This is a genomic window from Providencia sp. PROV003 (assembly GCF_045040775.1).
Lineage (GTDB): Bacteria > Pseudomonadota > Gammaproteobacteria > Enterobacterales > Enterobacteriaceae > Providencia > Providencia huashanensis.
On sequence record NZ_CP096369.1, the window covers coordinates 2,592,034 to 2,605,971 of the forward strand.

12 protein-coding genes are annotated in these 13,938 nt (G+C 41.6%); 7 read left to right on the forward strand and 5 right to left on the reverse strand.

Features of this window, described 5'->3' with window-relative positions:
* Nucleotides 1–81: 81 nt before the first annotated feature.
* From menD to menE, 5 genes are read left to right on the forward strand one after another with little or no spacing between them, the layout of a single operon-like run.
* Complete coding sequence (gene menD / locus M1F14_RS11735; RefSeq protein ID WP_181468595.1) at nucleotides 82–1,755, forward strand: 2-succinyl-5-enolpyruvyl-6-hydroxy-3-cyclohexene-1-carboxylic-acid synthase; 1,674 nt, start codon at nucleotides 82–84, stop codon at nucleotides 1,753–1,755.
* On the forward strand, nucleotides 1,755–2,519 hold the full coding sequence (menH, locus tag M1F14_RS11740; RefSeq protein WP_042844427.1) for a 2-succinyl-6-hydroxy-2,4-cyclohexadiene-1-carboxylate synthase: 765 nt from the start codon (nucleotides 1,755–1,757) through the stop codon (nucleotides 2,517–2,519). The genes menD and menH overlap by 1 nt, the downstream gene beginning before the upstream one ends.
* A gap of 12 nt (nucleotides 2,520–2,531) precedes the next feature.
* Nucleotides 2,532–3,389, forward strand: a complete 858-nt coding sequence (menB, locus tag M1F14_RS11745) for a 1,4-dihydroxy-2-naphthoyl-CoA synthase (RefSeq protein WP_042844425.1) — start codon at nucleotides 2,532–2,534, stop codon at nucleotides 3,387–3,389.
* Nucleotides 3,389–4,360: an o-succinylbenzoate synthase gene (menC, locus tag M1F14_RS11750; RefSeq protein WP_042844424.1), complete on the forward strand. Its 972-nt coding sequence runs from the start codon at nucleotides 3,389–3,391 to the stop codon at nucleotides 4,358–4,360. The genes menB and menC overlap by 1 nt, the downstream gene beginning before the upstream one ends.
* Nucleotides 4,348–5,763: an o-succinylbenzoate--CoA ligase gene (gene menE, locus M1F14_RS11755; RefSeq protein WP_181468594.1), complete on the forward strand. Its 1,416-nt coding sequence runs from the start codon at nucleotides 4,348–4,350 to the stop codon at nucleotides 5,761–5,763. The genes menC and menE overlap by 13 nt, the downstream gene beginning before the upstream one ends.
* 34 nt (nucleotides 5,764–5,797) lie before the next feature.
* Here the strand turns inward: menE and M1F14_RS11760 are convergent, their stop codons facing one another.
* Complete coding sequence (locus tag M1F14_RS11760) at nucleotides 5,798–7,240, reverse strand: catalase (protein ID WP_042844421.1); 1,443 nt, start codon at nucleotides 7,238–7,240, stop codon at nucleotides 5,798–5,800.
* 334 nt (nucleotides 7,241–7,574) lie between these two features.
* Here M1F14_RS11760 and M1F14_RS11765 point away from each other — a divergent pair, with 334 nt between their 5' ends.
* Nucleotides 7,575–8,117, forward strand: coding sequence for a YfaZ family outer membrane protein (locus tag M1F14_RS11765; protein ID WP_042844420.1), 543 nt, complete (start codon nucleotides 7,575–7,577; stop codon nucleotides 8,115–8,117).
* A 186-nt stretch (nucleotides 8,118–8,303) separates the two neighbouring features.
* Here the strand turns inward: M1F14_RS11765 and M1F14_RS11770 are convergent, their stop codons facing one another.
* Together M1F14_RS11770 and tyrP are read right to left on the reverse strand one after the other, a co-directional pair.
* Nucleotides 8,304–9,218: an Rpn family recombination-promoting nuclease/putative transposase gene (locus M1F14_RS11770; protein WP_131680531.1), complete on the reverse strand. Its 915-nt coding sequence runs from the start codon at nucleotides 9,216–9,218 to the stop codon at nucleotides 8,304–8,306.
* Nucleotides 9,219–9,485: 267 nt separating this feature from the next.
* Complete coding sequence (gene tyrP, locus M1F14_RS11775; RefSeq protein ID WP_042844418.1) at nucleotides 9,486–10,694, reverse strand: tyrosine transporter TyrP; 1,209 nt, start codon at nucleotides 10,692–10,694, stop codon at nucleotides 9,486–9,488.
* A gap of 412 nt (nucleotides 10,695–11,106) precedes the next feature.
* Between tyrP and M1F14_RS11780 the strand changes: the two genes are divergently transcribed.
* The gene (locus M1F14_RS11780; RefSeq protein WP_048607497.1) at nucleotides 11,107–12,447 is read left to right on the forward strand and encodes an anaerobic C4-dicarboxylate transporter; all 1,341 of its coding nucleotides are present in this window, start codon (nucleotides 11,107–11,109) and stop codon (nucleotides 12,445–12,447) included.
* Nucleotides 12,448–12,525: 78 nt separating this feature from the next.
* On the opposite strand, the gene yfaE is transcribed toward M1F14_RS11780, so the two are convergent.
* Nucleotides 12,526–12,789, reverse strand: coding sequence for a class I ribonucleotide reductase maintenance protein YfaE (gene yfaE / locus M1F14_RS11785; protein WP_042844415.1), 264 nt, complete (start codon nucleotides 12,787–12,789; stop codon nucleotides 12,526–12,528).
* A 2-nt stretch (nucleotides 12,790–12,791) separates the two neighbouring features.
* A complete protein-coding gene (gene nrdB / locus M1F14_RS11790) occupies nucleotides 12,792–13,928 on the reverse strand; it encodes a class Ia ribonucleoside-diphosphate reductase subunit beta (RefSeq protein WP_042844414.1) in 1,137 nt (378 codons plus the stop codon).
* Nucleotides 13,929–13,938 lie beyond the last annotated feature (10 nt).

Sequence of the window (13,938 nt, forward strand, 5' to 3'; positions counted from 1 at the left end):
CATCAAAAATTGTCCTGAGATCAAGAAATTTTTCTTAGTCAGTTTAAACTGATTGATAATTAATAATTTGCTGAGCATATTATGTCTAATTCTGCTTTTAATATCCGTTGGGCTGAAGTGATTATTGAAGCGCTTGCTCGTCACGGTATGAAACATATTTGTATTGCGCCAGGCTCACGCTCTACGCCTTTGACTCTTGCGGCAATTAATAATGCAAAATTACACTGCCATACGCATTTTGATGAGCGTGGTTTAGGGCATTTGGCCCTAGGTTTAGCGAAAGCGAGCAATGAACCCGTTGGTGTTATTGTCACCTCAGGCACTGCTGTTGCTAACCTTTATCCTTCATTAATTGAAGCGGGCTTAACGGGGGAGAAAGTTATCTTCCTGACCGCAGATAGGCCTCCAGAATTAATTGATTGTGGTGCTAACCAAGCTATTCGCCAAGCCCATATTTTTGCTTCACATCCCGCTCAGTCATTAATGTTACCGCGCCCAACGCGCGATATTTCAGCCAAATGGCTGGTGTCAGCGCTGGATAACGGTATGAATCAACTCCATCATGGCGCTTTTCATATTAATTGCCCATTTGCTGAGCCGCTTTACGGTGAAAGTGAAGGCGATTATGAATGGCAGCAGACATTGGGTGACTGGTGGAACTCAAATCATCCATGGCTAAGTGAACCCTTAACTAATTCTGTTGCGCTCGTAGCTGATTGGTATTTTTGGCGACAGAAAAAAGGGGTTGTTATTGCTGGGAGAATGAATGTAAATGAGGGTGAAAAGGTCACTAAATGGGCTGAACAATTGGGGTGGCCAGTATTAGGTGATGTATTATCACAAACAGGGCAACCTTACCCTTGCGCAGATTTATGGCTTCAACACCCCGATGCTATTCGTATTTTAAAGCAAGCAGAATTAGTCGTGCAGTTTGGCTCAAGCCTGACAGGAAAACGGTTATTGCAGTGGCAAGCGAGTTGTGAACCACAAGAATACTGGGTAATCGATACAATTCCACAGCGCTTAGACCCTGCAAATCATACTGGTCGCAAATTAACATGCTCAATTAAAGGTTGGTTAGAAAACCACCCCGCACAACCACGCAGCTTATGGTGTGAGGAGCTTGTTACCTTAGCGCAGAAAGCACAACACTACGTGCATCAACAGTTAAGCGAGCAATTTTCAGAGGCCGCCATAGCGCATCAGTTGCCCGAATTATTGCCATCTCGCGGGCAGTTATTTGTTGGCAATAGCTTAATCGTACGCTTAGTCGATGCTCTAGCTCAATTACCGATGAACTACCCTGTGTATAGTAATCGTGGCGCAAGTGGCATTGATGGGCTGATTTCAACAATGGCGGGAGTGCAGCGAGCAACGGCAAGGCCAACGCTCGGGATTGTTGGGGACCTTTCTGCATTATATGATTTAAATAGCTTAGCATTATTACGTTCACCTTCAGCACCAACTGTTCTGATTATTGTGAACAATAATGGTGGGCAAATTTTTTCTATGTTGCCCACACCGGAAGAGGCAAGAACACACTATTATTGTATGCCGCAAAACGTGAGTTTTGAACCTGCCGCAAAAATGTTTGGTTTACAGTACTGCGCCTCAACGGATTGGCATTCGTTGAAAGAGACTATCCAGCAATTTTGGCACAATCAGCACGGTACATTACTTGTGGAACTGGTGGTTGATAGCGATGAGGGTGCTCGTACTTTAAAACAATTAGTCAGCGATATCTCGGAGTTATAATGCTGTCAGCTCAACGTTATCACACGAATGCTTCAGGCCCTTGGTTAGTGTGGTTACATGGGCTACTGGGCAGCGCAAATGATTGGCTTCCAGTGATTGAGCAATTCAATAACTACCCATCATTAGCGGTCAATTTGCCGGGTCATGGCGCGTCGAAATCGGAAACTAATCATGGTTTTTTGCATTTTGACCAACAACTTAGTGCTGTATTACAGTATTATCAAATCCATGAATATTACCTAGTTGGTTATTCATTAGGTGCCCGCCTTGCAATGCATTTTGCCTGTTATCATCAGCCAAAGGGGTTATTAGGCTTAGTGATAGAAGGGGGGAATGTTGGTTTGAGTAGTGAGCAAGAACGGGTAGAGCGCAGAGCAAATGATGCTGCATGGGCACAGCGTTTTCGCTGCGAACCGATGAAACAAGTTTTGGATAGCTGGTATCAACAAAACGTGTTTGCTGACTTATCACTACTGCAACGCCAACAGTTAGTTTTATTACGCCAACAAAATAGCCCACAAGGAATTGCTGATATGTTAGAAAATACATCATTAGCAAAGCAACCTTTTTTGGCTGACAAATTGCACCAACTGGATTGCCCTTATCGCTATTTCTGTGGCGATAGAGATCAAAAGTTTCGAAGCGTTTCGCAACAATACGCTTTGCCGTTAACGCTGATTGAAAATGCAGGGCATAATGCTCATCGGGAAAACCCAATAGGTTATGCGGCTGCACTTCACCATTTTTTATCACAATGTGGTTAAAGGAATCTGATAATGATTTATCCAAGCGAAGAAAAATTATACGCGCCAATTGAATGGCAAGATTGTTCTACAGGGTTTGAAGATATTCGATATCATAAATCTCCTGAAGGGATTGCAAAAATTACGATTAACCGCCCTGAAGTGCGTAATGCTTTCCGCCCACAAACTGTGAAAGAGATGATCCAGGCATTATCTGATGCACGTTATGATGACCAAATAGGCACTATTATTTTAACTGGTGAGGGTGAAAAAGCTTTCTGTGCAGGGGGCGACCAAAAAATTCGTGGTGACTACGGTGGGTATCGCGATGAAAGTGGCACACACCATTTAAATGTCTTAGATTTCCAACGCCAAATACGTACCTGCCCAAAACCAGTTGTGGCGATGGTCGCCGGTTTCTCTATCGGCGGCGGTCATGTTTTACATATGATGTGTGACTTAACTATTGCGGCTGATAACGCCATATTTGGTCAAACGGGCCCTAAAGTTGGTTCATTTGACGGTGGCTGGGGCGCATCGTATATGGCACGTATTGTTGGGCAGAAAAAAGCACGTGAAATTTGGTTCCTATGCCGCCAATACAATGCGCAGGAAGCATTGGAGATGGGGCTAGTCAATACTGTAGTTCCTTATGCCGATTTAGAAAAAGAAACGGTACGCTGGTGTCGTGAAATGCTAGAAAATAGCCCGATGGCATTACGTTGTTTGAAAGCTGCCTTGAATGCAGATTGTGATGGTCAAGCTGGCCTGCAAGAACTGGCGGGTAATGCAACAATGCTATTTTATATGACAGATGAAGGTCAGGAAGGGCGCAATGCTTTTAACGAAAAACGCGCGCCAGACTTTTCTAAATATAAGCGTAATCCATAATGCGTAAAGCCACACTCTATTCGTTCAGCCTGCCAATGGAGGCAGGCGTCATCCTTCGTTATCAGCGTTTAAAAACTCGTGATGGGTTATTAGTCTGCTTAAAAGAGGGCGATAACGAAGGTTGGGGGGAGATTTCCCCTCTACCAGAGTTCAGTTCAGAAACATTAGAACAAGCAACCGCCGAAACTATTGTTCGATTGAATGAATGGATAAAACACGGCAAAATTTCTGAAAGTCTATTGCCTTCTGTTGCATTTGGTTGCAGTTGTGCACTTGCAGAATTGACTGGTGAATTGCCTGAGTCAGCGGATTATCGCAAAGCTCCTTTATGCAGTGGTGACCCCGATGATTTAATTCTAAGCCTTGATGCGATGGATGGTGAAAAGGTGGCTAAGGTCAAGGTTGGGTTATATGAAGCGGTACGTGATGGGATGGTCGTTAACCTATTATTAGAGGCAGTACCCGAGCTTAAATTGCGTTTAGATGCTAATCGGAGCTGGACTCGTGCGAAAGCTGACGGTTTTGCGAAGTATGTTAATCCTGACTATCGAAGCCGTATTGCATTCTTGGAAGAGCCCTGTAAAACCCGTGAAGAATCGTTGAAATTTGCAATGGATACGGGGATTAACATTGCTTGGGATGAAAGCGTGCGTGAAGACGGTTTTAAAGTCGAAGCGCAGGAAGGGGTTGCGGCAATTGTGATTAAACCAACATTGACGGGTAGCCTTAATTATTGCCGCTCTTTAGTTGAGGATGCGCATCGTTTAGGCTTACAAGCTGTGATTAGCTCATCCATTGAAAGCAGTTTTGGTTTAACACAATTAGCGCGTGTTGCACAGTGGTTAACACCAAACACTATTCCTGGTTTGGACACCGTTTCATTGATCCAATCGCAATTGATCCGTCCTTGGCCCCAGTGCGAAATAGCTGTTCAGCAACTCGATGAATTAACGGTCGTATGGCAGAGTTAATCCATTTTAATGACTGGCCTTGGCAACATTGGGCCAATCTTTACCCCGACTCAATCGCATTATTGACGGATTCTGAGCGTATTACTTGGAAAGCCTTAAGCCAACAGGTCACCGACCTTGCCAATTACTTTTCAATGCAAGGGGTCAATCAAGGGCAATGTGTTGTCTTACGAGGTAAAAACTCTATCGAATTGTTGCTAAGCCAGTTAGCTCTTATTGCTTGTGGTGCAAGGGTGTTGCCTCTTAACCCGCGTCTACCAGAAAGGTTATTAGGGGAACTATTGCCACACCTTGATGTGAGTGCTGCTATTGATTTTACTGGTGAATCAGGTGTCTTAGCTGAGTATCGAAACTTAGATTATCAGCAGTATTATCATTTTATTGATGATAATGCTTTTCAGACAGTTGATTTTTTGACCGCATTAGAACAACCCGCAACACTCATATTAACTTCCGGCTCAACCGGCTTACCAAAAGCCGTCGTTCACAGTGTATTTGCCCACTTATGTAGTGCAAAAGGGGTTGTCAGTGTGATGAGTTATCAACAAGCGGATTGTTGGTTGCTTTCTTTGCCGCTATTTCATGTTTCAGGACAAGGTATTATTTGGCGCTGGCTACTCCAAGGGGGCAGTTTAGCGTTGAAAACCTCACCATTGGCCGAAGCCTTGCAGGATGTTACGCACGCATCCCTAGTTCCAACACAATTATGGCGTTTGTTAAACGAAGAAACTGCCAGTCAGCTTGTGTTAAAAGAAGTTTTGTTGGGGGGGGCTATGATACCTACGACACTCACAGATTTAGCAGAAAGCCGCGGAATTGCTTGCTGGAGTGGTTATGGGATGACTGAAATGGCATCCACTGTTTGTGCTAAACGTGCAAATGGTAAAAAAGGTGTCGGCTTACCATTAAAAGGTAAGCAAGTACGTATTATTAATGATGAAATCCAAATCAAGGCAGATAGCCAAGCAATAGGGTATTGGTTTGATGGTGAGGTCAAACCGTTAAACTGTATTGACGGCTGGTTTAAAACCAATGATAAAGGCGCTTTTACTGAAGGTGAGTACCAGATACTCGGTCGATTAGACAATTTATTTATCAGTGGCGGTGAAAATATTCAACCAGAAGATATCGAATCCGTCATAAACTCTCACCCTGATGTCAGCCAAAGTTTTATTATTCCTGTTGATGATGAACAATTTGGTCAACGGCCAGTCGCAGTCATTGAAATTAATGAAACAACGGATTTAAATAAACTGGCAGATTGGTTGAAAGATAAACTCGCCTCCTATCAATATCCTACAGCGTTTTATTATTTAGCTCCTGAGCTGAAAGCTGGCGGGATCAAAGTTTCTCGCCAACAAGTAAAACACTGGCTATATACAAAGGCAGTGTTTAGTCATTAAAAAGTGGCAGGGATTCTCCTGCCACTCAAGCGAATTATTTTTTCAGAGCGTTTAATGCTTTTTCCACGCCTGCACCATACTCAGGGTGAACTTGTTTAAATAACCCAATTTGGCGTATTTGGGTTTCTTCTGTTGCGTCAATCAGTTCCCCCGCAATACGTTTAAACATTCTTTGATGTTCTGCATCATCCAGTAGTTCATACAAGGCGCGAGGCTGGCTGAAATAGTCTTGGTCTTCACGATGATCCCAATGGTCAGCAGCACCTTCGATAGATAATGGCGGCTCACTGAAATCCGGTTGTTCTTGGAATAAGCCTGCTTCATTTGGCTCATAAGTGACATTATTGCCACTATTGCCATCCACACGCATAGCTCCATCACGATGGTAATTGTGGAATGGGCAGCGAGGTGCGTTTACAGGGATTTGGTGGTGGTTGACGCCAAGGCGGTAACGGTGCGCATCGCCATAAGAGAATAAACGCCCTTGTAACATTCTATCTGGTGAGAAACCAATACCCGGGACGATATTTGCTGGGCTGAATGCTGCTTGTTCGACATCAGAAAAATAATTATCTGGGTTACGGTTAAGTTCAAAATAGCCAACATCAATTAATGGGTAATCCTTATGTGGCCAGACTTTAGTTAGGTCAAATGGGTTATAAGGAACTTGCGATGCTTCTTTCTCAGGCATGATTTGAACCTGTAAGTTCCAGCGAGGAAAGTCACCTTTTTCAATAGATTCAAATAAATCACGTTGTGAGCTTTCTCTATCTTTACCGACTAATTGTTCTGCTTGCTCATCAGAGAGGTTTTGGATGCCTTGTTGGCAGCGGAAATGGAATTTGACCCAAAATCGCTCGTTATCACTATTGATAAAGCTATAAGTATGGCTACCAAAACCGTGCATATGACGGTAACTTTGAGGGATGCCTCGATCACTCGCATCAATGGTCAATTGGTGCAAAGATTCAGGTAACTGAGAGAAAAATGCCCACTTATGTTCCATAGTACGTAAATTAGAGCGTGGGTCGCGCTTAACCACGTGGTTTAAATCAGGGAATTTCAAGGGGTCACGGAAGTAAAAAACTGGGGTATTGTTACCAACCATATCCCAGTTACCTTCTTCTGTATAAAATTTCAGTGCAAAACCTCGGATATCACGTTCTGCATCTGCGGCACCACGCTCACCTGCAACGGTAGAAAAGCGGGCAAACATTTCGGTTTTTTTTCCAATTTGTGAGAAAATTTTTGCCCTTGTGTAACGGGTAATATCATGTGTCACCGTAAAGGTACCGAATGAGCCTGAACCTTTTGCATGCATGCGTCTTTCTGGGATCACTTCACGGTCAAAATGAGCCAGTTTTTCTAAAAACCAAACATCCTGTAATAACATAGGGCCGCGTTTACCCGCGGTCATGACATTATTATTATTGGCGACGGGAGCGCCAGAAGCGGTAGTAAGCCCTTTCTTTTTCATCAAAATACTCCTAATTCTGGATTAAATGACTACACAAACCTAACTAATAAGTTAATCTTTTGTAAAAAAATAAAATCATTACTACAATGAACCTATAAACCAGTATAATTACCATGGTATTAATAATCTAATTAATATGACCAATTACTGTGATTAACATGGCAATAGTGGTATTCATATTACTGTTATTGAATGATATACCTTTGATTTGATAAAATTATTTGAGAATTTGTCGTATTTTATGTATAGCTTGAGTAAATCTGAGTAATAAAGACTGAGGATTACGTAAAATTCGCGTAGTATCCGCATGTAATAATTTGAAGAGGATAAGATAATGCGCAAAGTATTGTTATTAGCAGCGGCCATGTCGCCATTTTTTGTTGGTACTGCACAGGCAGTTTCAGTTAGTGCTCAAGCAGGTAAACATTTTACGGAATTGTCCGCTGGGTTGGGTAACCCAAATGCCGGTTTAGCGTTTAATGGTTCTTGGGCGCGCAGTGACCATGATGGTCAAATGGGGAGCCTCGGCGCTACATTTGGTTTGCCAATTGGGCCTTTTTCTGCTCATGTTGGTGGTAAAGGGTTATATTTATCGCCTGATAACAATAGTAATGGTGCTGCATTAGCTGTTGGTGGTGGGGTAAATTGGCAAGCTTTGCCTTCATTAAATATTTATGGTGAAGCTTATGGTGCTCCTGAGCAACTGACATCAGGCAGCAAATCGTACGTGGAAGCTAAAGCGGGCGCACGTTACACGGTATTCAAGCCGTTATCTATTGATGCTGGGTATCGGTTAATTGAAATGAAAGGTAGCCATGGCAACAACAGTGATAAAGTTGCAGATGGTTGGTATGTGGGAGCAGGGCTTTCATTTTAAAACTTTTCTCGTATTTTAATCAGTTCCTAATCCGGGATTAACCCCTTAGATTGGGAACTGATAATTCCACCTTATTTTTTATTATCATAAATATTCTTTATTTAAAAGCCGCTTGAAACAAAATAATAACTAAGCTTATTTATTACGATGTCGCTCACATTGCACATACTAATAGCCGTTAGAGGGTTACTGTAATGAAACCAGTACTTCACGGCTTAACCCCGTGCTTTCCATAATAATTTCTAGGCTAACCCCTTGTTTAAGTAAATTACTCGCCAAAACAATTGTTGCCTCTTCACGCCCTCGCTCAATGCCTTCAAGTAGACCTTCTTGGCGGCCTTTATCCTGTAACCGCTGTGCAATATTCATTATAGTTTCCTTATGTTTTTCGGTTTGCTCCCCCAATGCCTGCACAATATGTTCGAAATTAGTGGAGTCCAACGCAATGAACAAATAATTCAAGATAGTCACGATATCATTATCGCTATTATAGTGTTGATTAAGTGCCTGTGCCAAGAGCGGCAGAACTTGCTGAAATTCATCCCGTAAATACTTATGTTTCATCGCCAGCTCCATGACAGCGACTTTCCGATGATTAACCAATTGACTATCCTCTATTACCGTGACATCTACCAATGGGAATGGCTGTGTGTATAGCCCATTAGCGATATCTGGGAGTGTAAAACAATCCGTCCATAATTGCGTATAGGGGTATGGAGACCGCCCACCGTGATAAAAAAGAACTGGCACCACAAGAGGGGGCGTCTTATTACCTTGTTGCAGATGTTGGTTCATCGCTAAAAACGCATAATGCATTAAACGCCAAGCCATAAGTTTATCTGGGGTTGACTGGTGTTCGACTAAAAGATAAAGGTAACCTTTTCCGTGGGTTGTTTGCACTGAATATAAAACATCGGATAAACGTGAGCGCAGTTGTTTATCAATAAATGAAGAGTTAGTTAGGGCTAGCGTATTAAAATCACATAATGACTTAATATGATTAGGGAGGTGAATATCAAAAAAGTCTCGGGCATTTTCAATTTTCGTCATAAAGCCTTTAAAAGCGGCATCATGTGCAGTAGATATCCGTTTTTTCTGCATCCAATTATCCTTATTGGCAGCCAATGATAACAAGCAGTAACGTCACTACACCACAATAGAATAAGCAGACAAAGTTGTCTGCTCGGTATTATTTACTGATAAGGGGTGATATTTTGGAGGTAAATTTTAAGAGGTGTATTAACGCAGAGTAAAATATAGGAATGATGAATGATTGGGTTAATGGATAAAGGTAATAACAATAAAACTCAATCCTGAGTAAAAGACTTCAAATGGCATGATATTGAAGTCTTTTACTTTATCGAGAGCTTATCCAACGTTTGGTAAAAAACCAGCAACAATAGCAAATTGGATAGCGATGACAGCGATACCGCAAAGTAGCACTAAACCTAATATTGGTGTGCCACCCTTAACTTGGTATTCACCTTGCGTTTCAACTTTACGCACCCGTAAGGTTAAGAGCGCAGGGATAATCAGTGCAAGAACAGACAGTGCAACAGCAGCATAAGTTAAGGCCTGCACGAAACTGCTAAAAAATAAGGCAGCTAACAGCGGCGGTATGAAGGTTAATAAACCTGTTTGAATGCGACCAAATAGGTGGTTACTGCGCTTAAATAGGTCGGCAAGATAATCAAATAGGCCAAGGGCAACACCTAAAAAGGAAGTCGCTAAGGCTAAATCCATAAATAAACTAACAGCGATATTTACACGGGGTGTAGCCACAACATCACGGATTGCAGTCAGTAGCCCGTTTAGGCCAGATTGTTGCGCAAGGATCCCGATAAACGTATGAGAGGGAATTGACCCAAGCGTTGCGATTTGCCACAGAATATAGGCGACTAGTGGGATAGCACTACCCGTAATAAAAATCATACGTAATTTACGCACATCACCATTCATATAGTTCACCAAGCTAGGCACGCTTCCATGGAACCCAAATGAAGTGAATATAACGGGCACGGCAGCAAGAAGTAGGCCTTTTTCAACTGGCATTGTGCTTAAGTTAATAGCTTCGGCATGGGGCATCATCACGACTAACATAATCACTAAAAAAACAGTTTTTGCAGTGAATAAAATTCGATTAATAAAGTCTACAGAGTGGGTGCCTATGCAGACAATCGCACCCCCGATAATTGTGAACGCAATAATGGCAGTATCCGTCGAAATGTTAATACCCCACCATGAAGAAAAACTGTCTGAAATTAGAACACCGGCACCGCCAATATATGCAGTCGTTAAGGCGTACATTAATAACAGCATACTGAGGCCTGTTACTATTTGCCCTGTGGGACCTAGATATTTCTTAGCAACAGACCCTAATCCCATGTTGGCTGGGTTATGTTGATATACTTCAACTAATAGCAATGAGGTATAGCTCATTAACATCCACAAACCAACAAGCAAACAGACGATGCCTGTGAAACCGACACCTGCAGCAGCAAGTGGCATTGCCAGCATCCCAGCCCCTATTGTTGTTCCTGCAACGATTAACACACTGCCAAGCGTACGATTCTTCACAAGTTCCTCTAATTGAAATTAATTTATTAATAAGTGCAGCAGATTATGCGATCGCACGTGCGCTGTCAAATGTAAATTACAGGTGGTGTATATATATATTTACACCTTAAATTTAGTTGAGACTAAAAGAATAGCTAAATAAATACAGGTTAATTAAATGAAAAAATAATGAGAGATAAACGTAAATTCAAAGAGGAGGCATATGTTAAAAAATAGAGGGTAATTAATTGATTTTTCTATATAGACTAATTAACTGGGCAGTATGGCAGTTACTTAAGGTGAATTGTGTGATGAGGCTATAACAAAAGCATAAAAAATAAAATTAAATTGATTTTGAAATTATCATAAATCAAATTAATGAATATAAATCATCCGGATAATATAGGCAGACATATCTATAAAGGATGAAACTATGGACTTCATGATACAACTTGCCATTATCCTTGTTTGCTTGTTTTACGGAGCAAAAAAAGGTGGGATGGCGTTAGGGCTTTTGGGTGGTGTTGGTCTCGTAATTTTAGTTTTTGGGTTTGGCTTACCGCCAGGAAAACCGCCTGTTGATGTTATGCTTGTTATCATTGCTGTTGTTGCCGCATCAGCAACGTTACAAGCATCAGGCGGTTTAGATGTCATGCTGCAAATTGCAGAACGATTACTACGGAAAAACCCTAAATACATCTCTATTGTGGCACCATTTGTGACATGCATTTTAACCATTTTGTGTGGTACAGGGCATGTTGTTTATACTATTTTACCTATCATTTATGATGCAGCGATTAAAAACAATATTCGTCCAGAAAGACCAATGGCTGCAAGTAGTATTGGTGCACAAATGGGGATTATAGCTAGCCCTGTATCAGTGGCTGTTGTTTCACTCGTTGCAATGTTAAATGGGGTGACGATAAACGGGCAATCTCTTGAATTTCTAGATTTATTGGCCATTACTATCCCATCAACATTATTAGGTATTTTAGCTATTGGTATCTTTAGTTGGTTTAGGGGGAAAGATCTTGATAAAGACCCCGTATTCCAAGAGTTTATTTCTGTCCCTGAAAACCATGATTATGTATATGGTGACAGTGTGACATTACTGGATAAAAAATTGCCTAAAATTAATTGGGTAGCGATGTGGATTTTCCTAGCATCTATTGCAGTCGTTGCATTATTAGGCGCTTTTTCTGAATTAAGACCACTAGTGAATGGTAAACCACTTTCTATGGTATTAGTGATCCAGATGTTTATGTTATTGGCAGGAGCGCTAATTATTATCATCTGTAAAACTAATCCAGGGCAAATATCGAAGAATGAAGTTTTCCGCTCAGGGATGATTGCTATTGTCGCGGTATATGGTATCGCATGGATGGCTGAAACCATGTTTGGTGCACACATGGATGAGATCAAAGGAACACTTGGTTCTTTAGTTAAGGATTTCCCATGGGCATATGCGGTTATTTTACTATTGGTGTCTAAATTCGTTAATTCACAAGCAGCGGCATTGGCAGCGGTTGTGCCTATCGCATTAGGAATTGGTGTTGACCCTGCTTATATTATTGCTTCTGCGCCAGCTTGTTATGGTTATTATATTTTACCAACTTATCCTAGTGACCTTGCAGCGATTCAATTTGACCGCTCAGGAACAACACGTATCGGTAAATTTGTTATCAACCACAGTTTTATCTTGCCGGGGTTAATTGGGGTGGGCGTCTCTTGCGTATTTGGCTGGGTATTTGCCGCTTTATATGGTTACCTATAAACCGATAGCAATCTCATAAGATGAAAAGCGATTGCATGGAAAGTCAATTACCATGCAATCGCTAACGATATTAAACTATCAACCAATTTCAATGTCAGAAAGCGGGTGGCAACAACAAGGTAATATTTCACCTTCTTGAACAAATGCCAAAGGTTTACGCTTATAGCCGACTTTTCCACGTAATAACATCACACGACATGAACCACAGTAGCCTTCACGGCATTGATATTCGACAGGAACACGACTATCTTCGAGAGCTTCCAATAAACACGAATGGATTTCAGTATGGAAGGGGACTTGAACACCCTGCGTTAATCGCAGGGTGATTTTATGGCTAGCCATAATTACAGTTCGAAGTCGCTCAGGTCGTCGGTATCGACTTGAGAGTCAATTTGACCAACTAGGTAAGAACTAACTTCAACTTCTTGAGGTGCGACCTGTACGTTATCTGAAACTAACCATGCGTTAATCCATGGTATCGGGTTGGAGCGCCCTTCGAAAGGTAATTTCAAACCTACCGCTTGCATACGGATATTAGTAATGTATTCAACGTATTGGCATAAAATATCTTTATTTAAACCAATCATTGAACCTTCACTAAATAGGTAATCAGCCCACTCTTTTTCTTGTTCCGCTGCTTGTACGAACAAGTCGTAGCATTCTTGTTCACATTCCGCTGCAATTTCTGCCATTTCAGGGTCATCTTGACCTGAACGCAATAGGTTAAGCATGTGTTGAGTACCGGTTAGGTGCAACGCTTCATCACGCGCAATTAGCTTGATGATTTTTGCATTCCCTTCCATCAGTTCACGCTCAGCAAAAGCAAATGAACAAGCAAAACTAACATAAAAACGGATGGCTTCTAGGGCATTGACACTCATTAAGCACAGGTAAAGTTGCTTTTTAAGTTGGCGTAGAGAAACGGTGACTTGCTTGCCATTACAATTATGAGTACCTTCACCAAACATATGGTAGTAGTTAGTCATTTCGATTAGGTCATCATAAAAACCAGAAATGTCTTTTGCACGCTTTAAAATTTCTTCATTTTCAACAATATCATCAAAAATGATGGCAGGGTCATTTACGATATTACGAATAATATGCGTATAAGAACGTGAGTGAATAGTTTCAGAAAATGCCCACGTTTCTACCCAAGTCTCTAACTCAGGAATTGAAATTAATGGCAACAGAGCCACATTTGGGCTGCGACCCTGAATAGAGTCAAGCAGCGTTTGGTATTTCAGATTACTGATGAAAATATGCTTTTCGTGTTCTGGCAATGCATTATAGTCAATGCGGTCGCGCGACACGTCAACTTCTTCTGGTCGCCAGAAAAATGACAGTTGTTTTTCAATCAGTTTTTCAAAAATAGGGTATTTTTGCTGATCATAGCGTGCCACGTTAACCGGCTGGCCGAAAAACATCGGTTCCAGCATTTGGTCATTTTTCTTCTGTGAAAACGTTGTATATGTATGTGACATAACCATTCCT

What these genes read in the sequence shown, in the direction of transcription:
- menD (WP_181468595.1), top strand. Translation starts at nt 82, where the DNA reads ATGTCTAATTCTGCTTTTAATATCCGTTGGGCTGAAGTGATTATTGAA.
- menH (WP_042844427.1), top strand. Translation starts at nt 1,755, where the DNA reads ATGCTGTCAGCTCAACGTTATCACACGAATGCTTCAGGCCCTTGGTTA.
- menB (WP_042844425.1), top strand. Translation starts at nt 2,532, where the DNA reads ATGATTTATCCAAGCGAAGAAAAATTATACGCGCCAATTGAATGGCAA.
- menC (WP_042844424.1), top strand. Translation starts at nt 3,389, where the DNA reads ATGCGTAAAGCCACACTCTATTCGTTCAGCCTGCCAATGGAGGCAGGC.
- menE (WP_181468594.1), top strand. Translation starts at nt 4,348, where the DNA reads ATGGCAGAGTTAATCCATTTTAATGACTGGCCTTGGCAACATTGGGCC.
- M1F14_RS11760 (WP_042844421.1), bottom strand. Translation starts at nt 7,240, where the DNA reads ATGAAAAAGAAAGGGCTTACTACCGCTTCTGGCGCTCCCGTCGCCAAT.
- M1F14_RS11765 (WP_042844420.1), top strand. Translation starts at nt 7,575, where the DNA reads ATGCGCAAAGTATTGTTATTAGCAGCGGCCATGTCGCCATTTTTTGTT.
- M1F14_RS11770 (WP_131680531.1), bottom strand. Translation starts at nt 9,218, where the DNA reads ATGCAGAAAAAACGGATATCTACTGCACATGATGCCGCTTTTAAAGGC.
- M1F14_RS11780 (WP_048607497.1), top strand. Translation starts at nt 11,107, where the DNA reads ATGGACTTCATGATACAACTTGCCATTATCCTTGTTTGCTTGTTTTAC.
- yfaE (WP_042844415.1), bottom strand. Translation starts at nt 12,789, where the DNA reads ATGGCTAGCCATAAAATCACCCTGCGATTAACGCAGGGTGTTCAAGTC.
- nrdB (WP_042844414.1), bottom strand. Translation starts at nt 13,928, where the DNA reads ATGTCACATACATATACAACGTTTTCACAGAAGAAAAATGACCAAATG.